At 33.5% G+C, this 22567-nt stretch carries 15 protein-coding genes; 5 read left to right on the top strand and 10 right to left on the bottom strand.

Going from position 1 to position 22567, the window contains the following annotated elements; all coding sequences use genetic code 11:
• Window positions 1-3: 3 nt before the first annotated feature.
• Window positions 4-3141: a SusC/RagA family TonB-linked outer membrane protein gene (locus AC1QSP_RS11145; protein WP_484078748.1), complete on the bottom strand. Its 3138-nt coding sequence runs from the start codon at window positions 3139-3141 to the stop codon at window positions 4-6.
• Window positions 3142-3481: 340 nt separating this feature from the next.
• Between AC1QSP_RS11145 and AC1QSP_RS11140 the strand changes: the two genes are divergently transcribed.
• On the top strand, window positions 3482-4480 hold the full coding sequence (locus tag AC1QSP_RS11140; RefSeq protein ID WP_484078747.1) for an NAD-dependent epimerase/dehydratase family protein: 999 nt from the start codon (window positions 3482-3484) through the stop codon (window positions 4478-4480).
• A gap of 15 nt (window positions 4481-4495) precedes the next feature.
• Entirely contained in the window at window positions 4496-5560 is a 1065-nt protein-coding gene (locus AC1QSP_RS11135) for a diphosphomevalonate decarboxylase (protein WP_484078746.1), read from the top strand.
• Window positions 5561-5791: 231 nt separating this feature from the next.
• Here AC1QSP_RS11135 and deoC read toward each other — a convergent pair whose 3' ends face one another.
• Genes deoC through AC1QSP_RS11120 form a run of 3 tightly spaced genes read right to left on the bottom strand, consistent with a single transcriptional unit; the run spans window position 5792 to window position 7998 of the window.
• The gene (gene deoC / locus AC1QSP_RS11130; RefSeq protein WP_484078745.1) at window positions 5792-6535 is read right to left on the bottom strand and encodes a deoxyribose-phosphate aldolase; all 744 of its coding nucleotides are present in this window, start codon (window positions 6533-6535) and stop codon (window positions 5792-5794) included.
• 9 nt (window positions 6536-6544) lie between these two features.
• On the bottom strand, window positions 6545-7018 hold the full coding sequence (locus tag AC1QSP_RS11125) for an Lrp/AsnC ligand binding domain-containing protein (RefSeq protein ID WP_322971236.1): 474 nt from the start codon (window positions 7016-7018) through the stop codon (window positions 6545-6547).
• 26 nt (window positions 7019-7044) lie between these two features.
• A complete protein-coding gene (locus AC1QSP_RS11120; RefSeq protein ID WP_484078744.1) occupies window positions 7045-7998 on the bottom strand; it encodes an endonuclease/exonuclease/phosphatase family protein in 954 nt (317 codons plus the stop codon).
• A 347-nt stretch (window positions 7999-8345) separates the two neighbouring features.
• Here AC1QSP_RS11120 and AC1QSP_RS11115 point away from each other — a divergent pair, with 347 nt between their 5' ends.
• A complete protein-coding gene (locus tag AC1QSP_RS11115; protein WP_484080405.1) occupies window positions 8346-10565 on the top strand; it encodes an NADP-dependent isocitrate dehydrogenase in 2220 nt (739 codons plus the stop codon).
• 373 nt (window positions 10566-10938) lie between these two features.
• Here the strand turns inward: AC1QSP_RS11115 and AC1QSP_RS11110 are convergent, their stop codons facing one another.
• The 6 genes from AC1QSP_RS11110 to AC1QSP_RS11085 form a co-directional block, all read right to left on the bottom strand.
• A complete protein-coding gene (locus AC1QSP_RS11110) occupies window positions 10939-14316 on the bottom strand; it encodes a hypothetical protein (protein ID WP_484078743.1) in 3378 nt (1125 codons plus the stop codon).
• Between the two features lie 106 nt (window positions 14317-14422).
• A complete protein-coding gene (locus AC1QSP_RS11105) occupies window positions 14423-15472 on the bottom strand; it encodes a glycosyltransferase family 9 protein (RefSeq protein WP_484078742.1) in 1050 nt (349 codons plus the stop codon).
• A 212-nt stretch (window positions 15473-15684) separates the two neighbouring features.
• Window positions 15685-16389 (bottom strand): SDR family oxidoreductase, encoded by a 705-nt coding sequence (locus AC1QSP_RS11100; RefSeq protein WP_484078741.1) that lies wholly within the window; start codon window positions 16387-16389, stop codon window positions 15685-15687.
• 13 nt (window positions 16390-16402) lie between these two features.
• Window positions 16403-17173, bottom strand: coding sequence for a hypothetical protein (locus tag AC1QSP_RS11095; protein WP_484078740.1), 771 nt, complete (start codon window positions 17171-17173; stop codon window positions 16403-16405).
• A gap of 17 nt (window positions 17174-17190) precedes the next feature.
• Window positions 17191-17952 carry an SH3 domain-containing protein gene (locus AC1QSP_RS11090; RefSeq protein WP_484078739.1) on the bottom strand — a complete coding sequence of 254 codons (762 nt, stop codon included), beginning with the start codon at window positions 17950-17952 and terminating at the stop codon, window positions 17191-17193.
• Window positions 17953-18004: 52 nt separating this feature from the next.
• The gene (locus tag AC1QSP_RS11085; RefSeq protein WP_484078738.1) at window positions 18005-18775 is read right to left on the bottom strand and encodes an enoyl-CoA hydratase/isomerase family protein; all 771 of its coding nucleotides are present in this window, start codon (window positions 18773-18775) and stop codon (window positions 18005-18007) included.
• Between the two features lie 101 nt (window positions 18776-18876).
• Between AC1QSP_RS11085 and AC1QSP_RS11080 the strand changes: the two genes are divergently transcribed.
• Both AC1QSP_RS11080 and AC1QSP_RS11075 read left to right on the top strand, forming a co-directional pair.
• A complete protein-coding gene (locus AC1QSP_RS11080) occupies window positions 18877-20979 on the top strand; it encodes a T9SS type A sorting domain-containing protein (protein ID WP_484078737.1) in 2103 nt (700 codons plus the stop codon).
• A 193-nt stretch (window positions 20980-21172) separates the two neighbouring features.
• Window positions 21173-22567, top strand: coding sequence for an anthranilate synthase component I family protein (locus AC1QSP_RS11075; RefSeq protein WP_484078736.1), 1395 nt, complete (start codon window positions 21173-21175; stop codon window positions 22565-22567).

The raw sequence follows: 22567 nt of genomic DNA, 5'->3' as shown, positions 1-22567 counted from the left end.
ATCTTAAAAATTAACATTTAATCCTAAACTCACAATTCTTGCAGGAGAATAACGATATGATGTTGTACCATTAAAACTTTGTACTGGCTCTAATCCTTGTTTCTTTGTCCAATTGACTAAGTTCTCACCAGTCACATAGATTTTTAATGAGCTTAAACCGATTGATTCAATATCTTTTCTATTAAAAGTATAACCAAATGTTGCGCTTCTTAATGATAAATAATCAGCATCGACTAACCAACGTGAAGATTGTGCTAAATTTTGCGCTTCATTTAAAGTTGACATTTTTGGAAAATTCGTAATGTCCCCTGGATTTTGCCAAGCATTTAACATGTCTACATGTAAAGCTGCACCTTTTGGATCTGTAGAAATTAAACCAGCATAGTTACTATCGTACACTTTACCTCCAATTTGGTATGAGAACATCGTATTTAAATAAAATCCTTTATAAGAGAAATTACTTTGGAAACCTCCCATTACATCTGGAATAGCAGATCCTGAATATGCAAATTGAGCGTTATTATGATTTGTTGTATATTTTTGACCATCAATGATTCGCGTATCATCAGTATCTTCTTTTTCTGCATCTTGAACGTAAAGTACACGACCGTCAGAAGGATCTACTCCATGATATTGTCTTAACCAGAAATCATAAATTGATTGACCAACCGCTAAACGTTTCGTACCGTTAATGATTGCATCTTGTCCATCTGGTAGTTTAGTAATTTTATTTTTAAGCGTTGAGGCATTAATACTTACATCCCAAGAGAAATTTTCGTTTCTGATTATACCTAAGTTTAATAACACTTCAAACCCTTTATTTTGCATAGCTCCAATATTCGCATAAATCGAGTTGCCTGGGACTCCTGCAGATCCTGGTGTTGGAACTGGGAAAATCATATCATCCGTTTTTCTCTCGTAGTATTCTACTGTACCCGAGATTCGGTTATTGAAGAATCCAAATTCTAACGCTACATCGAATTGAGAATTCGCTTCCCACGTTAAATTTTTGTTTCCAATTTGGCTTAATAAGATTCCTGTTTCACCAGCATTATTATATCCTAATTCATATAATGATAAATCAGCATTGTAACCTGGTTCTTCACCATTACCTCCGTCATTACCTACTTCACCATACGATGAACGTAACTTTAATAAGTTAACTGCTTTTGAATCTTTTAAGAAATCTTCGCGATGTAAGTTCCATCCTGCACCCGCTGACCAAAACACTCCTTTATTATTTGCTGGATCAAAACGAGAAGATTGATCTTGTCTTAACGATCCTGATAATAAATATTTGTTGTTGTAATCGTAATTAATACGTCCGAAGTACGATTCTTTTGTAATATGACCGTATTGGTATCCTGTATTACTCGATGTATTTAAGAAGTTAACCAATTGATAAATTCCTGAAACAACCTCGTGTGTTTTACGAGTGTATAAATATTGAATTTTACGCTCGTAAGATTCATGACCTAAATCAATTTGGAAATTGTTTAATCCAAATGATTTTTTATACGTTAAAATTTGGTTTAAAGTAATTCCTGTTGTTTTTTCGTCAGTTACAGAAAAAGCTCCTGTCCCTTGAGCATCACCAATTACTTTATTTTGGTAATAATTAGTCGTTCTGTTTCTCACATCATAAGCTACATTTCCTGTTAAAGTTAACCCTTTAGCAAGTGTTATCGTAGCATAAGCTCTAGAGTTAATAGTGTTTGATAAACGTTGACGTTTGTGTAATAATGTCTCTTGAATCACATTACGTCCAACTCCTGCTCCAGTACCTCTACCTCTCGTTTCCACACCATCATATACTCTATTTCCATTTGAGTCATATACTGCATTTCCATATTCATCATATAAAAATGGCGAATAAATTGGTCCCATAAAACGAGCCGTATAGAATGGATTGATATAAGATGAACCTCCACCATCTTCTGCCATTGCAGATTTTGTAAGGATTCCCGAAATATCAGTTCCTAATTTTAACCAACTAGTTGCTTGGCTATTTGCACTTACACGTGCCGTGTATCTTTCATAATCCGAAGCAATTAAATATCCTTCTTCATTGTTGTATCCTAACGACGCTGAATAATCAGAAGATTCTGTTGCTCCACTATAACGAATATCATAACGCTGAGTTACACCTACTCTTTCAGTATATTTTTGCCAATTAAAATCATCATACAATTGAACTGCATTTGGATTTAATGATCCATTAATTACCACTTGGTTATTTGGAACATTATAAATGTTATTTTGTAAATTGTAATCAATTAAATTTTCAGAAGCGTAAAGATTTGCTTCTTCTAATGTAGCTCCAGGTGTAGATTCTAAGTAACCATTTCTCATGGCTGCCCATGTTAATTCGTAGTAATCTTTTGCAGAAACACGATCGTATTCTTTTGTTCCTCTTACTACAACACCTGTATTAGCACTAAAGCTTAATTGTCCTTTTTTACCTTTCTTCCCTTTTTTCGTTGTAATCATAATTACACCATTTGCAGCAGAAGAACCATATAATGATGTAGAAGCAGCATCTTTTAAAACCGTTATCGATTCAATATCCGAAGGGTTAATATCAGAAAGAACTCCTGAATAAATTGCACCATCTACTACATATAAAGGGCTATTAGATAAAGTAAACGATGAAAAACCTCTAACTCGAATATTATTTGAATCTCCTGGTTGTCCTGATCCAGTTGAGAATTGAACCCCCGCTGCAGTACCCTCTAATGCTTTAGTTGCATTTGTTATTGCACGATTTTCAAAATCTTCCGATTTAATTTGTATATTAGATCCTACCACGGTTTCTTTCTTTTGGACACCAAAAGCAGTAATAACCGTTTCTTCTAATTCAATGTTATCCGTTGCTGATGCAGTTTCAATCGTTCCTAAATTTTCTTTAGTTACTAAAACTTCTTTCCCATTGATGATTAAAATATCACCAACTTTTGCATCAATAGAGAATTCACCATTTTCATCTGTGTAAACGATTGTATTTGTCCCTTTAATTTGTACTGGTACATCCATTTCAGGAAAACCATTTTTATCATTAACAGTTCCTGAAGTCTGTGCGTATGCTACTGCACCAAACCCTAAAAATGCTAATAAACTTAATGAAGTTAATTTTCTCCTCATGATATTAACTGTGTTTTTTATAATTTTTATACAATATTATGCATTTTGTAAATTATTTTACGAAATATTTAACATAAATTTTAAATTATAAAGCAATATAAGCCTTACGAAAACGTTTTAATTACTTAATCAATTCGGATATTCGCATATATATTCAATACAAAATTCAGTTAATTAGCACAATATGTGAATTAAATTCATCAAAATGTATATTTATCCATTATTAACAATTTTTATGTTAATTTTTTAACTTAATTCATATTACATCCCATTATTTTTACATTCGTAAGCTTCACGTCAACTATTTTTATAATTTTGAAAGGTATAAGTCAAGTCTAAAATGATATTTGTAACAGGAGGTACAGGGTTAGTGGGGAGCCACTTATTACTTCAATTAATTGATCAAGGAAAAAAAGTACGTGCTTTAAAACGATCTACTTCGAACACTAGAGCTGTTGAAGCATTTTTCAAACGAAATAAAGCCCAAGAAATTTTTCATAAAATCGAATGGATTGATGGTGATATCTTAGACGTTACATTTTTACCTCAAGCATTACAAGGGGTCGAGACTATTATTCACACTGCCGCACATGTCAGTTTTAATGAAGCAGAAGAAGATCAGATCATAGCCACTAATGTTAACGGGACAGAAGCTTTAGTCAATGAAGCCATTGAATCAGGAGTGAAAGAATTTATATATTTAAGTTCAATTGCTGCTATGGATGATGTTAATCCTGTTACGAAATGTATTGATGAAAGTTCGACATGGAATACGGAAGCCAAACATTCGGCCTATGCATTTTCTAAATACCGCGCTGAAATGGAAGTATGGCGAGGTTCACAAGAAGGATTAAATGTCATTGTCCTTAATCCCTCTGTCATTATTGGATCATTTGATGGCAAACGAGAAAGTGAGCGCATTTTCGAAGATCATTTAATCAATCAATACGCTCCATCGGGAGGAACTGGCTTCGTTGATGTTCGTGATGTTGTATCCATTCTTTGTAAAACCCTAGAGAAAAAATTATTTCAGCAGAAATTCATCATTAATGCTGAGAATTTACCTTACGAAGAAGTTTTAAAACTGATTGCTGAAAAGAAACAAAAAGAAATACAAAAAATTTCCAATCCCACATTAAAGGTTATACAAGTCGCATCTCAAATCAACCAATTATTTGGCGGTCAAACTTTAAATCACGCGACTTATAAAGCGTTAACAACCTTTACCAAGTATGATAATCGCAAAGTAATTCAAGCCTTGGATTATACATTTATACCGATCAAAGAAGCAATCCATTACCATTATAAAAACTATCAAGAAATTATTTCTTCTAAATAATCTATTTTTGCCTTTATGGAAAAGCAATTTCAAACGACATTACAATCTAATTATAGCTTACAAGCAGGAGAAGTTTCTGCCAAAAGCCCATCCAATATCGCATTAGTTAAATATTGGGGAAAAAAGAAGAATCAAATTCCGACGAATTCATCGATCAGTTATACCCTTACCCATTCTTTTACCGCTACTACGCTTCAATTCACTCCAAAAGAAGAGAAAGGATTTGATGTAAAAGTTTATTTAGAAGGAGAATATAAAGAGAGTTTTGCACCAAAAATCATTACTTTTTTTGAACGTATTTCGGCATATCTTCCCTTTCTAGAACAATATCGTTTTGAAGTGCATACTTCAAATTCTTTTCCTCATAGTTCTGGAATTGCTTCTTCTGCCTCAGGAATGAGTGCAATGGCTTTATGCTTAGTGGAAATCGAAAAACGATTAGGGGGAACCTTATCGAAAGATGAAATGTTGAGAAAAGCATCTTTCTTAGCACGTTTAGGGTCAGGAAGTGCTTGTCGTTCGGTTTATAAAGGTTTGGTAGAATGGGGAGAAAATAACTTTATGGAAGGAAGTTCTGATTTATATGGATCTAAATATCCTGACGCTGAAGTGCACGAAGTATTTAAAACGTTCCATGATACCATTTTATTGATTCACGAAGGCCAAAAATCGGTTTCGTCTACGGTAGGCCATAATTTAATGAATGGGCATCCTTATGCAGAACGTCGTTTTGTAGAAGCCAATGAAAATTTAGAACAATTGTTGTCCATTTTAAAATCTGGTGATCTTGAAGCCTTCGGAAAATTAGTAGAACACGAAGCTTTGACATTACACGCTATGATGATGATGTCGGACCCTGCATTTATCTTAATGAAGCCCAACACTGTTGCTGCGTTGGAAAAATTATGGGAGTTCCGCCGCGAAACTGGAAATCATTTATACTTCACATTAGATGCAGGTGCGAACGTGCATTTATTGTATCCGACACAGGATGCCGAAGCAATTGAAATTTTTATTGAAAACGAATTGAAACAATTTTGCCAAAGCGGAAAATATATAAAAGATAAAGTCAATTTTTAAAACAACATAACGCATAAAAACCTCAAGCATAAGCTTGAGGTTTTTTTATTCTCATTTAAAAGAAAAATATTCGAGATCAAGTGCTATCGCTCCACGAACTTAAAATATTTTGCTGGGAAGTTCTGCTTAAGGGGAATTCCATTGGAATAGGAAAAGACTTAAAGACGATTCGTTTCAATAAAAAAGTCTTTAAACCTAAGTTTAAAGACTTTAAAATATGATAGTATCTGTTTAGTATCCTCCAGAAGTTTGCTCTCCATTTGCAATCGCTAAAGCTGAAGAAGTTCCGATGCGTTTTACACCTAAACGAATCATCTTTTCCGCCTCTTCAATATTACGAACACCTCCTGATGCTTTTACTGGTAATGGTCCTGCATTGTCCAACATTAACTGAATCACATGTTCATTCGCTCCATTAGGTTCCCCATTTGGTGTTTTATAAAATCCTGTAGAAGACTTCACAAAAACATGAGATGCATGTTGTTCTCCAATTTTCTCTAAAACAATATCACGGATTAATTGTGTGATTGCTACAATTTGCTCATCCGATAATGCTGCAGTTTCAATAATCCACTTCACCACACGACCTTCTCTTAGAGCAACTGTTGTACACGTTTCAATTTCTTCAGTCACTTTTTCAATTTCCCCTTTTTTAAAGGCTTCAAAGTTGACCACAAAATCCAATTCATCCGCTCCATCAGCAATTGCTTTTTGGGCTTCTCTTAATTTTTCGTTTAAATCATATGTTCCTTCATGAAAACCAATAACAGTTCCTAATATCACATCTGATTTATTTTCATCTAACAATTCACGAACCGAGCGCACATAGTCCGGGCGAATCATAACGGCATAGATTCCATTTTCCATAGCTTCTACTGCTAAAGCCCTTACTTTATCCAAAGTATCAGAATTTGATATTCCGGCTTGCTCTGGAGTTTTAAGATACGTCGAGTCTAAATATGTTTTAATACTCATCTTTATATATTAAAGTTTGATTTGTCTATTAATTGTTTGTTCTAACGAAATAATCGTTTCTGTACGAGTCACTCCGTCAATTTGTTGAATTTTCTGATTCAACACATTCATTAAATGCATATTATCTTTACACAATAACTTCAAGAAAATTCCATAATTCCCTGTTGTAAAGTGTGCTTCGACAACTTCTGGAATTTCTTCCAATGAACGAATCACCGTTTTGTAAGAAGATGGTTTATCCATGAAAACACCGACAAATGACATTGTTGAGTACCCTAATACATTGGGGTTAATAATCGTTTTAGTAGAATTAATCAGACCAGAATTTTCTAACTTTTTGATGCGTTGATGCACCGCTGTATTCGAAATTGACAATTCTTTAGCCAATTGAGAGACAGGAATGTTTGCATCTTCCATAAATGCATTAAGGATTAACTTATCAATTCCATCAAGCTCTACTTGACCATTTTCATGAATTCTCATTCTGCTTTGATTTTGGTTCTACAAATTTAATATTTTATTATCGTATAAATCGGAAAATGATCACTATACCCTCCTAAATATTTTGACCCCACAAAACTACGCGCCGGAAAATTCCTTAGTTTACCTACACCCACAGTTAAAAAAGATTCGTCAAAAATATCAGTTTTTACAATTTCTATCGCAGTTTTTTGTGTTAAAAATCCATAAGAAAATAACATTTGATCGAACAACATCCATTGCTTGTGATGTACTAAAGAACCTCTTTTATAACTCATTAACCCAACCATTGGATTAAAAAAATCATCTATTCCCGTCTCCTCTTTTGTTGGTTTTGTTTTTAAAATCAATCGAATATTTTCGGCAGTCGGAGTATCATTAAAATCTCCCATGATGACAATATTCGGTTGTTGATGTTCTCTTTTCAAGTCATCCACGCGTTGCTGGATCTTTTTCAATAAGATGCCACGCTTCTCCTGATTCACTTCCAGGTCTAATTTAGACGGAAGATGTACAATAAAGAAAAACACCTTTTCAGTACCCATTTCCGTTTCCAAAAAGAGAATATCTCTGGTATAAGAACGTTCATCCATTTGATTTTTAAATACCACACGTATAGGTTCTGAATGAACAACACGGACCAAGTCTTTACGATAGATGCAAGCGACATTTATTTTACGCTCATCTAATGATTCATAAAATACAAAATCATAGGCACCACCCTTTAGGTTTTCATGTGCGATTAAATCCTTTAAAACAATTTCATTTTCTACTTCGCATAACCCTACTAGTGCAGGTAAATCCTCCGTTTCCTTTTTACCAATACGCGAAATCGCAAAAGATATTTTATCAACCTTAAAATTATAGCGTGATTCTACCCATTTAGAGTAATTACTTGGCAAGTAAGAATATTCGAAATCAGTTTGATTCGAATAAAAATTTTCAACATTATAGAATGCCCATGTGGCTAATTTCGTTTTCAAATTTTTAAGGATTTTTGCTAAAATAGGTATTCTCCTCGACTAAAGATGTCGCGCTTAAAGTAATTTTATTTCTTCTACATTACTTATAAGGCAATCATCGTGTCCTAAATTAATAATTTATATCGGTTTTAATTTTCGATTTCACTAAAAAAAGAATCAAAAATTATCAACTTGTATAATATTCTAATCTGTGTGAAACTAATCCTAAAATTCAAGGAAAACAATAGGTTACAGCTTTCAAAAAACATTAAATATTGTATATTTGCAGTCATGACTTTTTAAGTCAAATTCAAACAATTGAAAAGTAGTATTTAAATTGACTTCGAAAGAAGTCTCAAAAATTTAAAATAATGTCAAAGTCAAAAATTATTTACACTCTTACTGATGAGGCGCCAATGTTGGCAACATACTCATTGTTACCTATTGTTAAAGCTTTCACTTCTACAGCGGATATCGAGGTTGAAACTCGTGATATCTCTTTAGCAGGACGAATCTTAGCAAATTTCCCAGAGTTTTTAAAAGACGACCAAAAAATTGGTGATGCCTTAGCAGAATTAGGAGAATTAGCTAAAACTCCAGAAGCTAACATTATCAAATTACCAAATATTTCTGCTTCTATTCCTCAGTTAACAGCTGCTATCGCTGAATTACAAGCACACGGATACGCTGTACCAAACTATCCTGCTGATGCTGCTACTGAAGAAGAAAAAGCAATCAAAGCGAAATACGCTAAAGTTTTAGGTTCTGCGGTTAACCCAGTTTTACGTGAAGGTAACTCAGACCGTCGTGCACCTAAAGCGGTTAAGAATTATGCTAAAAAACACCCACACTCAATGGGCGCTTGGTCAGCAGATTCTAAAACAAAAGTGGCTCACATGGAAGGTGGAGATTTCTACGGTACTGAACAATCAGTTACAGTTGAAAATGATTCTCAATTCAAAATCGAATTCGTTGGTAAAGACGGATCTGTTAAAGAATTAAAAGGATTAGCGCCATTAAAAGCAGGTGAAGTTATCGATACATCAGTAATGAACTTAGCTGCTTTAAAAGCTTTCGTTAAACAAACAAAAGAAGAAGCTAAAGAGGCTGGAGTATTATTATCTGCTCACTTAAAAGCAACAATGATGAAAGTTTCAGATCCAATTATTTTTGGAGCTGTGGTTTCTGTTTACTTCGAAGATGTATTTACTCAATTCGCTGATTTATTCGCTGAATTAGGAGTTAATCCTAACAATGGTTTAGGTGAATTATACAACAAAATCGCTGGTCACGCTCAAGAAGCTGAAGTAAAAGCTGCTATCGATGCTGCTATTGCTAACGGACCTGCAATTGCAATGGTTAATTCTGACAAAGGAATTACAAACTTACACGTTCCATCTGACGTTATCGTTGATGCTTCTATGCCAGCAATGATCCGTACATCAGGACAAATGTGGAATGCTGAAGGAAAACAACAAGATACTTTTGCGATCATCCCAGACCGTAACTACGCTGGTGTTTACCAAGCTACAATCGAAGATTGTAAAGCAAACGGTGCTTTAGACCCAACAACTATGGGATCTGTTCCTAACGTAGGTTTAATGGCTCAAAAAGCGGAAGAGTACGGTTCTCACGATAAAACTTTCCAAGCAGAAGCTGAAGGAGCAATCCGCGTAGTAGATGCTGAAGGAAATGTAATTATGGAACAAGCGGTTGAGACAGGAGATATTTTCCGTATGTGTCAAGCAAAAGATGCTCCAATCAAAGACTGGGTTAAATTAGCGGTTACTCGTGCTCGTTTATCTGAAACTCCTGCAGTTTTCTGGTTAGACGACAATCGTGCACACGATAGAGAAATGATCAAAAAAGTTGAAAAATACTTACCAGAATTTGATACTACAGGTTTAGATATCCGTATCATGAACCCAGTGGATGCAACTAAATTCTCATTAGAAAGAATCCGTCAAGGTTTAGATACTATTTCTGTTACAGGTAACGTATTACGTGACTACTTAACAGATTTATTCCCAATCTTAGAAGTTGGTACTTCTGCGAAAATGTTATCTATCGTTCCATTAATGAACGGAGGTGGATTATTCGAAACGGGTGCGGGAGGATCTGCTCCAAAACACATCGAGCAATTCAAAGAAGAAGGTTACTTACGTTGGGATTCATTAGGTGAATTCTTAGCATTACAAGCTTCTTTAGAGCACGTAGCGCAAACACAAGGTAACGCAAAAGCGCAAGTTTTAGCGGACGCTTTAGATGAGGCAAACGATAAATTCTTAGATACAGACAAATCACCAGGTCGTAAATTAGGAACTATCGATAACCGTGGATCTCACTTCTATTTAGCAATGTACTGGGCTCAAGCATTAGCTGCTCAAACAAAAGATGCTGAAATCGCTGCTAAATTTGCTCCAGTTGCTGAAGCAATGACTGCACAAGAAGAAGCTATCGTAGCTGAATTAATCGATGCTCAAGGTACTGCACAAGAAATCAAAGGTTACTATCAACCAGATTATGCTGCAACTTCTGCTGCAATGCGTCCTTCTGCAACTTTAAATGCAATCGTAGATGCGATCTAATTTTTAAATTAGATGCTATTCAATATAAAACCTCGCTCCATGAGCGAGGTTTTTTTATGTATTTTTATTCGATTCCTTAACAAGCTCTGAATGAAATGTTTCTACCACCTTCCTCAACTTATTTTTAAGATCAAATTAAAGATGTACGATATGCGATGTTGAAACAAGTTCAACATGACTTTTGAAATTGAATAAATGATAGGTTTCGTGATTAGATCAGAGTATAAAATTCCGTCACTTCGAGTGATTTTCGTTTCGGAGAAAAAGAAAATTGTATAGAGAAGTTAGATGGAATTTCGTCTTAGTTCTCGATACTTTTAAAATGAATACAATTCATTTTAAACACTCGAACTGACGAATAATTAATCATTCATTAAAACCTTGCTTGTAACTGCACACTTCCGGTATGAATTGCTTTATTCGCTTCCGTTTTACGACCATCGTACGAAATATTCAATTGTAAGAAAGAATTGATTTGACGTTGTACTTGTAGTTGCCACACCATATTATTTCCGGCACGTAAACCTTCCATCATTTGATTTCCAACCACTGAATCTCCATTTCCTACAAAGGCATTTTTCACAAACGAAAAACTTCCCAATAAACTCATTTTAGAGATTTCATTCCATTGGATTTCCGTTCCTAAATCCGATTGATTCAATTCTTCAATTCCAATGGTATTAACCTTATTTTGGTACGCATAAAATACCGCAGCTGAAAAACTCTTTCCGTATTGGTACGTTAATTTAGGATGTAACTTGAAATTTTCTAATTCAAATCGGCGTGAAGCAAATACATCTGAATGATTCTTTACTTTTCCCATTTCGAATTCATTCTGAATCGAAAACGAAGGCTTGATGTTATATTTCACCATCAAGGTATTGGTTTGCATTTCACGTGCTTCGGCTCCAGTATACACATAGGTTTGATTCGCTTGTTGATTAAACGTATATGTGGCTAACCATTTGTAATTCGCCCCTTGATTGAAATAGACCATCGAACGAATATTTCTTGTTTTCCCTAAGATTAAATCTGAGTTTGTAAATGGATTCCATTCCAAGGTTTCGTCTTCTTTGCGTAATGAATTGGTTGCCGAAATCACTTGTTGGAATGACCAACGGGCAACAAATTTATTCTTCGATTGAAAGATCTGTTGTGGACGAATTCGCATCGAGAAATTGAACTCATTTTTATTGGTTTTTAAATATTCAATGGTATTGGTATACACCCGAATATAATTCGCTTGATCGATGAATTCGGCGATTTCAAACTCATCAATTTGTTCGATGCCATCACCATTGTAATCGGTCCACTTGTAGATTCCCATTCCATCTGCTACTTTCACATACTGAAATTCGCGTTGAGGTTCTACTCCACTTCCTAAGCCATAATCTAAGTTCATCGTTAGACCTTGGTGAAAAAAGGCTTTATACCATTTGATATTTCCAACCATAAACGCTTCGTTCGGAGCATCTTCATATTGGTAATTCACTTTACGGTAATGGAAGTTTATTCCCAATTGGTGATCGGCTTTCTGAATCAATTGCGAATTAAAAATAATTCCTTGACTATTCTGCATTCGGACCCAATTGTTCAATCGAATCGAATCATCGCGTCGGCTGTAAACCGTTACATCCAATCGACGACCAATTGAATCGGCCCAACCACCTTTGATTTGGACTTCGTTATATTTAAAACTTAAAGGCGATTTTGTTTCCGTTTCGTGCATCAATCGGTCGTTATCTTCTCCATAAAACCGTGAGCCAATCCAAAATTGTTTCCCCATCTTACGTTTTCCATCCACATCATAACGAATGTATTTCGAATCTTGATCCGTTGCCTTTGTCGACAGCTGATTTATATTCGCTTTCCACTCGTCTTTTTCAGTCACAAATTGAGCATTCAATTCGTTTTTCACCCCTTGGTAATAATTTTTATAATCCAAATACGTCAATCGATAAGAGGTTTTCAATTTGTTTTTCCAATCCGAATCAAATCCAGCTTTCGCCATTAATTGTCTTAATCCTAAATATTCTTGCGCAATATTAAAATCACGTGCAAACTCTACATTTCGAATCCCTTCTACGGTGTAATAATTTTGATTCATAAAATCAATTTCAGCCGTTGGAGCAATTTTAAATTGATTGATCTGAAATTCTTTTTGAGCCAATAATCTTCCGGCTAATCCCACATTATTTTCATCATCCAAAGAAGAAAAAAGATTAAAATCGTTGTTGCTTAAACCTCCATCAAATTGAATAAATCCATTCTTTTTGAAATCGTATTTTGTATTGATTGTATAAACTTGAGATTTTTTCGGCGCCACCAATTGTTTAATCGGTTCGTAATCTCCTTGCGGAATTCCAGCAATAGGTGCAACATATTCATAAACTTTTCCGTTTTGTGTTGCATTGATCGAGCGATAATTTCCTTGATTCGTTCCCATATAGGTAAACGTTACTTGGTACAATTCATCCTCTGGATTCGTTGCATACACAAAAATCGTTGCACCATTTTCGGTTTCTTTGCGGTATAAAATTTTATTCGAATCATAATCCGTTAAAACCGCAGATACTGAATACATACGAGAGCGGTCATTCCCAGCATCGGCCAAAATTTGTTTCTCATCATCGGATAAATCCGAACCTAAAGTGCTATTTTTTGAATCGGATTGGGAATAAAAGTGACCGGCGATCTTGAATCGATCGCGTTGGTGACGAATTCCACCGTATAAGAAAATCTGTGAATAATTTCGGCTGTTATAAAGGTATTCAACGTGAATACGTGTATTTGAAGTAATTAATCGATTCGTTGTAAATGTAATTTCTCCGGTGTTGTAATTGATGACATAATCGTTGGTTTCCCCACGCGATAATTGCACACCATCAATAAACACTTTCTCCGAACCTGAAAGTACAATGACATACAATTCGTTGTTTTGACCAGTTAAGCGATATGGTCCTTGATTCCCATCTTGCCCTATAAAATCAATTTCCTTGAATTCACCACGTGTTACACTTCCTGTTGCAAAAATATCAGTCGTTGATTGTTCATTTTCTAAATGTGTGGATAACTGTAAACCGGTAACTTTTTGAGAAAAACGATTGTAATAATCATCGGTATGATTGATGTCGATGTGACCTGCACGAACTTTTGAAGTTTTGTTCGCTAATTCAATATATACCTTATCAAAATCTTGTAATTTTTGGGTATATCCATCCGTTTCGATCGGCACATTATTATCCGAAATCGCTGCTTTAATCGTGATGTCATCCGATAAATTCCCACTTAATTCCAAATCCAAAGACGATTGTACTGAACCGCTTTGATTGTTTCCAAAACGAATCCCACGGACCAATGAACCACGACTGTTTAAGCCTTTAAAAAAATCATTCTTTTGTAGATTTTTCTGGGGATTAATCTGATGAAATTCATCGACTTTTTGATTGTTAGAGACAATTAAACTAGAATCCCTTTTCGCGATAAAGGATTTTGCTAATTGCGGATTAATGTAGTATTGAATCTTGATGGGAAGCCCTTGATAAATCGAGTGCAGATAGACTTCATTTCGAATTAAATCTTTCGTATAATAACTGGATGGAATCAGATTTCCATGCTCATCCAACACCTGAAATTTCTCGTTTAAAATTCCAAAACTATTGAGTTTTATCGTATCCGAAGCGATATGATGTTCTTCTCGTAGATTTGGATTTTGCCAACCGCTTTCCTGTGCTTGCAACGTTGCAAACATGAAGATTAAATAAAATAGTAGGTAAAGTCGGTGAAACAAGCTTAATTTTTACTGCAAATTAAGTAAAAATCCATTGTCTACCATTTGCAAGAATAATGTTTAAGCATTAATTTAATTTTTCTTTCAGTTTCTCTACAACTTTTGAAGCGTTATCATCTTGTACAAAAACCATATCATTTCCTTCGCCATAAGGACGATATTTATCCACTAACCCCGCTTTAAATAATCCTATGGTTTTCGTTGGAGCGGCTACCCCTAAATGCATCATACCAGAATCTGCAGCTACCAATAGTTCACAATTATTCATTACAGCTGCTATTTCTCGAACATCTTTGCTATAAAATGTTGGTAATTTTCGATTCAACATAGAAATATCTTCTACGGGTAAAATTTCGATTAAATTATATTTTTCTGAAAATGTAGGATTTACTTGTTCATATAAATCATCCCACCATTGTGAACTGTAACACTTACTACCAGTAGCATAGGTGAAAAATGCAATTGTTTTTTTATTGGAATGTTGGGTCACTTGATGTAATAACTTCTGACCTTTTGCTATTTCTGCTGCCGATAAATTAAGATTTAATATCGGGTATGGTGTAGCTATTGTTTTTCCTTTCACAAATTTTAAAAACTGTCGAAATTGAAATACCGGCATTTTTGCTAAATGGACTTGTTCTAAAGCAGTTGGGTCAGATAAAAATTCATCTCCAAATAATTTAAATTTTGAACGTGACACCAAAGTCGAAATTCTTCCCGATGATGATTCTTGATGAACGTTGATGGCTAGATCATATTTTTTATCTCGAATTTTAAACCAAACCTTGATGTAATTTATTAAATCTTTAAATGGCTTTTTCGGCAATTCGATGATTTGATCAACTTGTGTATAATTTTGAAATACAATTGGAGCTACACGGCCTTTTACAAATACATCAATAACCACCTGAGGGTTTTCTGTAATAATTTCTTGTATTAATGGTGTGATTAATAATGTATTTCCTAATCGTTGGTTAGGACGACAAATCAACACACGATTGATTTTAAAATTTGGATCAATCTTACCTTTTTCTGCTAAAAATCTATTTCCAATGTTACCTGTTAAGGCTTTCATTATCGTACGGCGATAATGGTTAATTTGACTTTTAAAACTCATTGTTTTAAACGGGTGTGCTACTTAATATTTTCAAAATGAATGTATAGAAAAATCTAAAAATTTACCTACAAAATTCTGTAGTAAAGTAACGACGAAGTATTGAATTTCTTGTATTTAATTTCAAGAATATATCTAATTTATTTTAACCCTTTTACACTTGATTCTAAAATACGATTCCAAAAAAAATAAGCTCTTATAGAGCTTATTATCATTTATTTTGTTTTCGTTGGACGAACTTCAATTTTACTTGGAAGTACATTTGGATTCATTTTTAATAAATCAACAACCATTTGTCCCAAATCTTCGGGTTGAATTTTCCATCCATCATTTTCATTCGGTTGATGATCGTTAAAGTTTGATGTAACTGAACCCGGCATGATCGTCGTACACTTGATATCGTAATTTCTTAAATCCAACATTGCTGCTTGAGTAAATCCTACCACTCCAAATTTAGACGCATTGTAACCAGCACCTTGCGCAAAGAAATTTGTACCTGCCAAAGAAGCAATCGAAATATAGTATCCTTTGTTGGCTTTTAATTGCTCAACTGTTGCTTTCATTGTGTGAAATACTCCTGTTAAGTTTGTATCGATCATCGCATTCCAATCTTCTAAAGATAACTCATCGACTGGCGCAAATTTTCCCAATCCTGCATTCGCAATCACAATGTCTAATTGTCCGAACTCAGCAATAATTGCTTCAACGGCTTTTACTTCATCTTCATAATTTCTTACATCTGATTGTAATGCTAATACATTCTGATTTCCTAAAGCTTGTTTTGCTTGTTCAACATCAGCTAAATTACGACCTGAAATCGCTACTTTAATTCCGTTTTCTACTAGCGCTTTCGCAATTCCGAAACCGATTCCTTTTGTCCCACCTGTAATGTAGGCTACTTTATTTTCAATCGTTTGCATGGTATATTATTTTTTATTCTTGTTGTAACCAATTCCATTTTCCATTTTTCCAGAAGATATATCCGCCTCCGCAAGCTTCTTCGTTATGCACATATATTGCATCGTAATTCAACTTCACAATTTCGGATTTAGGAACATCTTTGAACTCTCTAAAATCATCCGTAAAATTAGACCATAAGGGTGTTTGTTTATCGACTTTATGAAGTATTCCAAAATCATAACTCGAAATATTAAACGGATCTTTAGCACCTCCTAAACCGTAAATTTTAGATCCATCTTTTTGATGGTTTACAATTATTAAACGTGTGTCTCCGTTCGTATCCGTCATTCGGTATAAATCATCTGAAATTCCATCTCCAAAGAAATCTCCTTTTAGGGCAAATGTTTTATAGGCCGTTGATAAATAGAAATCCTTTAAACCTGAATACTTTTGAATCTCCTGATCTTGTTGCTTTATAAATTCTGATTTTAAGGTCAAAAAACCATTAAATGTGTAATATTCAGAAGGAGTGTAATCAATATTTTGGTCCATAATCACTTGCCCCAAATCATTTCCATTAAGTTGGACCCAATGCCCTTGTATTTGTTTTCCGTTATCTGAAACTGAAAATGGGTTTAACTTTTTCACCACATGAACTCCTGCGCCATATGGTATTTTCCCAAATCTTTTACCATTCGGCTGCTCTCGTACCACTAATCCACTTGGGGCAGTTACGATATATTCTTGTGCTTGTGTATAAAGCATCGCACAAAACATGAAAAGATAAAAGATAGATTGTTTCATAGGGATATTTTATTCGTTTACTTTAGGATATTCCATTTCTTTCCATAACGGTAAATGTAACCTCCTTTGTTCTGTAAATCATTCAAATATAACGCATCATACGTAAATGTTTTAATGTCATTTTTGGACACTTGATTCATCAACTTTGTTCCATTTCGATCTGCCCAAAATGGCGTATTTTTAGGTACTTTATAGAAATAATCAAAGTCGTAATCCGAGATACCAAATGGATCTTTTGGACCACCTAGTGCATAAATATCACTTCCTACTTTTTTATTGTTAATCGCCATAATACGCACATTTCCATCAGGCGAAATCATTCGATACACGTCATCTTCTACACCATCTGCAAAAAAATCACCTTTAATTGCAAAAACTTTATAAGAAGTCGCTAAATAATAATCTTTTAACGCTGGATGTTTGGCAATTTTATTTTCCGCTTGTGTGATAAATTCCTTTTGATTCGTTAAATAACCATCAAACACATATACCCCTTGCGGATCATAACTTTCATCAAAATTTGGATCAATAATAATTTGGGTTGATTTTCCATCAATTTTTACCCAATTTCCAGCAATCGATTTTCCGTCGTCTTTAATCACCAATGGATCCGATTTTTCTAAAACTTTTACTTGATAACCATATGGAATTTTACCAATTTTTTTTCCACTAATGCTTGTACGAACCGTTAATCCATCTACTGCATTCACATGATAAATTCCTTGTGCCGATGCAAAAGCACTCATCGACATCAATAACACTAAAAGTTTATTTTTCATTTCTGTTTTAAAAATAAAAAGCTCCTGTGAAGGAGCCTTTCTAACTAATTTTTTATTTAAAATTTGGTTTTCGTTTTTCGACAAAGGCTGTCGTTCCTTCCTTGAAGTCTTCTTCTTCAAAAAGGTTACCAAAACTCTTTATTTCGATGTCAAATCCATTTTCTTTATCCGATGCATTGATGGCATTAATCGCCTGAGCAATTGCAATGGATGAATTTCGCGTGATTTTACCCGCAATTTCTTTCGCTCGATTGATTAATTCAGCTTGTTCCACCACTTCATTCACCAAGCCAATTTGTTCTGCCTTTTCGGCTGTAAACATATCAGCTGTCATAATGGCTTGCATCGCACGACCTTTTCCGATTAATTTAGGCAAACGTTGTGTTCCTCCATATCCAGGGATTAATCCTAACGTTACTTCTGGTAACCCTAATTTCGCATTGGTTGATGCAATACGGAAATGAGCAGCCATTGCTAATTCTAATCCTCCACCTAAAGCAAATCCGTTAACGGCAGCGATAACAGGTTTTGGAAAATTCTCTACTTTGTTGAAAACACGTTCTTGCCCTTTTCCTGCCAATTGTTGACCTTCTTCTGCATTAAAACTTGCAAACTCTTTGATATCAGCTCCTGCCACAAATGACTTTTCCCCTGCTCCTGTTAAGATCACGACACGAATATCATCGTTGGATTTCGCTTCATCAAAAAATGCAGATAGATCGTCTAACAACCCTTTGTTTAAAGCATTTAAAGCTTGTGGACGATTTAAAGTAACAACTGCAATTCTATTTTCTATTTCTACTATTAAATTCTCGTAAGACATGGTCTATTTTTTTTGTGATTGATTATGTTTTGAATTCGTTTCTAAAAATAATGGATTTTTAGTTAATAATATATAATTTTACTCAACACTAATATTGCATTATGCTAAAATATCTTACACTATTATTAATCTCTACTTCTACCATTTTATTTGGACAATTAGATTCGGAGAGTGATAAACAAGCTGTTCAGTCACTTTATACAAAATTAAAAAGAAACCAAGATGATTATTTTAATCGTCCATTAAATCAAATTTATGGAATAACTACTGAAGTAATTGATAATGAAAATAGAGTTATAAAAATTGATTTACCGTCTAGTGTAAATATCACTAATGGCTCACAAAGTTCTATTAATCAAAATTTATCAACAGAGCTACATTCAGATTTAAATCAATTAACTGAAATTAAAGAAATAGTTATTTCACCAGAAGCTAGATATTCATCTATTGTTAATAATTCTAATTTTATTCAAGATTATATCGTTGATTTTAACCAACTAACTAATTTACAAAAATTAGAAAAATTTGAATTTGAGTCTTATAACAATATCCCTACAACTAGAGTAAATTTAATTATACAAAACAGTAGTTCTATTAACCTTATTCCTACATTTCGAACTTTAAATTTATCTAATCTTAAAGAAATTGAATTAAATACGGTTTTCAATAATTTACATGATTTAAAAATAAATAGTACTTGGTATGATTATAATCTTTTATCGAATACAACTGGAACTTTAATAAAAAGATTAGAACTAGATCTGGTAAATACAAATATGGAAAATGTAGATTTTAACAGCAATTTTCCAATATTAGAAGATCTAAGTCTAAATAGAATTGTATCTATTTCTAATAATATTTATACAAATACGCTAAAAAAACTTAAGCTAATTGGTGATTTTTCAGGCTTAAATAATGATATTCAAAATGCATCTCAATTAAATTCTTTAGAGATTAGATCATATAATTTATACAATCTACCGACTTCGCTTCATACGTTAAATAACTTGACATCTTTACATATTACAAGCTATAACGAAAACTTCTTAGTTTTAAACAATAGCATCTCACAAATACCACAGTTAAAGAATCTATACATAAGTACGAATGGATTTGTTGAAAACATATCTCTTATCAATAATTTAAATCAATTAGAAACACTTAATTTATACATTCCTAAAAATTATGTAACCGATTTAGATTTCATTAATCATCCTAATTTAAGAGAATTAGAATATCTAATCAATTATGCTCAATTAAGTAGTCTAAATTATAATGATTACGTTTTACCCTCAAATATTGATCAGTTACAACATTTAAAAAGATTGTATTTAACTATTGGAGATTCAGCAAATATTAACTTTAATAATTTACAAAATTTAGAAGATGTAAATATTCAGTATATAAATCCTTATACCTTACCGAAATTAGATTTTAAAAATAATACGAACTTAAAATCATTACAATTTTACGGAAGTGGTACTTTTTATTATACAAATAACATCATATTACCTACTATAGAATTTGAAAACGATTATTTTAATAATCTAACTAATCTTGAAAAGTTGGTATATTGGTCAGTTCCTGTAAAAATGAATTTAACTAATATGTTTGTAAACAACATTAATTTAAAAAATCTTGCTTTTAGTTCATTATCATTAAATCCATCTATAAATAGCGATTTTTCAGGAGTTTTAAATTTATGTAATAATCCAAATGTTAGATTACAAATTTATGATCAAGCACCTATAACTATTGATCTTAGAAACAATATTAATACATCTAAATATTTCACCTTAGAAACAAAATCGACGTTTTCTCCAAACATTATCGTTGATGATATAACAAATTTTAGAGCCGTAAACGGAAATAATTATTACAATCATCAAACGAATGTGTCTGAATCATTTAATTTAACGACATCAAGTGAACCTTGTTCGAGACAAGTGTTAAATACATCAACTATTACTATTCCTACAACTATTGATATTTATCCTAATCCTACAACAGATATTCTATATATAAACACAAATTCTAATGAAAATTTAGTTAAGATTTACAATTTAAATGGACAATTAATTGAATATTTAAATTTCAATATTAACAAAGGATCTATAATGGTAGACAATTTAAAACAAGGAATTTATATCATAGAGATAGAAAATAAAAATGGAAAGGTTTCCAAAAAATTTATGAAAAATTAATTTTTTCATTTCAAAATCCTTTATACATTTGTCCCAATGAAAACATTATTTACAAATAACTGGTGGTGGAAATTCGAACAGCAAAACGTTGGTTCGTAGGAGCGCTATATAGTTATATGTAGAAAAGGCTTGTCGGAACCGACAAGCCTTTTTTTGTACCCAAAATTTAAAAAACATCCCAATATCAAATTCAATGAATCTAACATTCCAAACAAAATCTGAAAAACGCTTAGGAGATCTAACTACTCCGGTACAGATGTACTTAAAATTGCGTGATATCTTTCCAAATGCATTGCTTTTAGAAAGTTCGGATTATCATTCGAAATCAGATGCCAACTCTTTTATTTGTCTAAATCCCATTGCGACAATTGAGGTGAATAAAGGAATTGTAACTGAATCTTATGCGAATGGTGAAACAAAAAATTATCCGTTACAAGGGCAAGAATTAGCAGAAGTCATCAAGAATTTTGCTATTCAATTCAAGATTGAAACAGAAGAAGATTTAATCGTTAATGGGTTATTTGGATACATTGGTTGGGATGCCATTCCGTATTTCGAAACGGTAAAATTTAAGAATGAAGGAAATGAAGCAACGATTCCAGAAGTTCGTTATTCTTTCTATCAAAATATCATTGTTTTCAATCATTTCCACAACGAAATTCAGTATTTAGAGTTCCAAAATAATGATACCGAATCTCGTTTTGATGAAATTAAAGCTATCATTCGAAACAAAACTTTTGTTGAATATCCATTCCAAATCGAAAGTGAAATCGAATCCAACTTGACAGATGAAGAATTTAAAAACATCGTGAGCCAATGCAAACAATCGTGTTTTAGAGGGGATGTTTTCCAAATTGTACCGTCAAGACAGTTCAAGCAAAAGTTCTCGGGTGACGAGTTCAATGTTTATCGCGTATTACGTTCCATCAATCCCTCTCCCTACCTATTTTATTTCGATTATGGAAATTATAAAATATTAGGATCTTCGCCTGAAGCTCAATTGATTGTTCGCGATAATCAAGCACAAATTCACCCGATTGCTGGAACGGTTCGTCGTACTGGGTCACCAGAATTGGACAAAGAGTTAACCGATCAATTAATCAAAGATCCAAAAGAAAACGAGGAACACGTGATGTTAGTTGATTTGGCTCGAAATGATTTAAGTCGAAATTCGAAAGCGGTTACCGTAGAATCGTACAAAGAAATTCAAGTTTTTTCTCACGTAATTCATATGGTTTCGAAAGTCATTGCAGATATCGAACCAGCGGTAAATACGATGAAAGTTTTCGCTGATTCTTTCCCAGCAGGCACATTATCGGGCGCTCCAAAATTTAAAGCGATGGAATTATTGGATCAATACGAAAATCAAAACCGTGGAATTTACGGTGGAGCCATTGGGTATTTAGGATTTAATGGCGACATTAATATGGCGATTGCGATCCGAACATTCGTCAGTAAACAGAATACATTATATTTCCAAGCGGGTGCTGGAGTCGTTTCCAAATCCATCGAAGAAAACGAGTTACAAGAAGTTAATCACAAATTAGGCGCTTTACGCAAAGCCATTCAATTAGCAGAAAACATTTAA

It is taken from the genome of Faecalibacter sp. (assembly GCF_057177045.1).
Note: the sequence above shows the minus strand (reverse complement) of the source record. Positions and strands in the feature narration are given on the sequence as shown.

What these genes read in the sequence shown, in the direction of transcription:
- AC1QSP_RS11145 (WP_484078748.1), bottom strand. Translation starts at nt 3,141, where the DNA reads ATGAGGAGAAAATTAACTTCATTAAGTTTATTAGCATTTTTAGGGTTT.
- AC1QSP_RS11140 (WP_484078747.1), top strand. Translation starts at nt 3,482, where the DNA reads ATGATATTTGTAACAGGAGGTACAGGGTTAGTGGGGAGCCACTTATTA.
- AC1QSP_RS11135 (WP_484078746.1), top strand. Translation starts at nt 4,496, where the DNA reads ATGGAAAAGCAATTTCAAACGACATTACAATCTAATTATAGCTTACAA.
- deoC (WP_484078745.1), bottom strand. Translation starts at nt 6,535, where the DNA reads ATGAGTATTAAAACATATTTAGACTCGACGTATCTTAAAACTCCAGAG.
- AC1QSP_RS11125 (WP_322971236.1), bottom strand. Translation starts at nt 7,018, where the DNA reads ATGAGAATTCATGAAAATGGTCAAGTAGAGCTTGATGGAATTGATAAG.
- AC1QSP_RS11110 (WP_484078743.1), bottom strand. Translation starts at nt 14,316, where the DNA reads ATGTTTGCAACGTTGCAAGCACAGGAAAGCGGTTGGCAAAATCCAAAT.
- AC1QSP_RS11105 (WP_484078742.1), bottom strand. Translation starts at nt 15,472, where the DNA reads ATGAGTTTTAAAAGTCAAATTAACCATTATCGCCGTACGATAATGAAA.
- AC1QSP_RS11100 (WP_484078741.1), bottom strand. Translation starts at nt 16,389, where the DNA reads ATGCAAACGATTGAAAATAAAGTAGCCTACATTACAGGTGGGACAAAA.
- AC1QSP_RS11095 (WP_484078740.1), bottom strand. Translation starts at nt 17,173, where the DNA reads ATGAAACAATCTATCTTTTATCTTTTCATGTTTTGTGCGATGCTTTAT.
- AC1QSP_RS11090 (WP_484078739.1), bottom strand. Translation starts at nt 17,952, where the DNA reads ATGAAAAATAAACTTTTAGTGTTATTGATGTCGATGAGTGCTTTTGCA.
- AC1QSP_RS11085 (WP_484078738.1), bottom strand. Translation starts at nt 18,775, where the DNA reads ATGTCTTACGAGAATTTAATAGTAGAAATAGAAAATAGAATTGCAGTT.
- AC1QSP_RS11080 (WP_484078737.1), top strand. Translation starts at nt 18,877, where the DNA reads ATGCTAAAATATCTTACACTATTATTAATCTCTACTTCTACCATTTTA.
- AC1QSP_RS11075 (WP_484078736.1), top strand. Translation starts at nt 21,173, where the DNA reads ATGAATCTAACATTCCAAACAAAATCTGAAAAACGCTTAGGAGATCTA.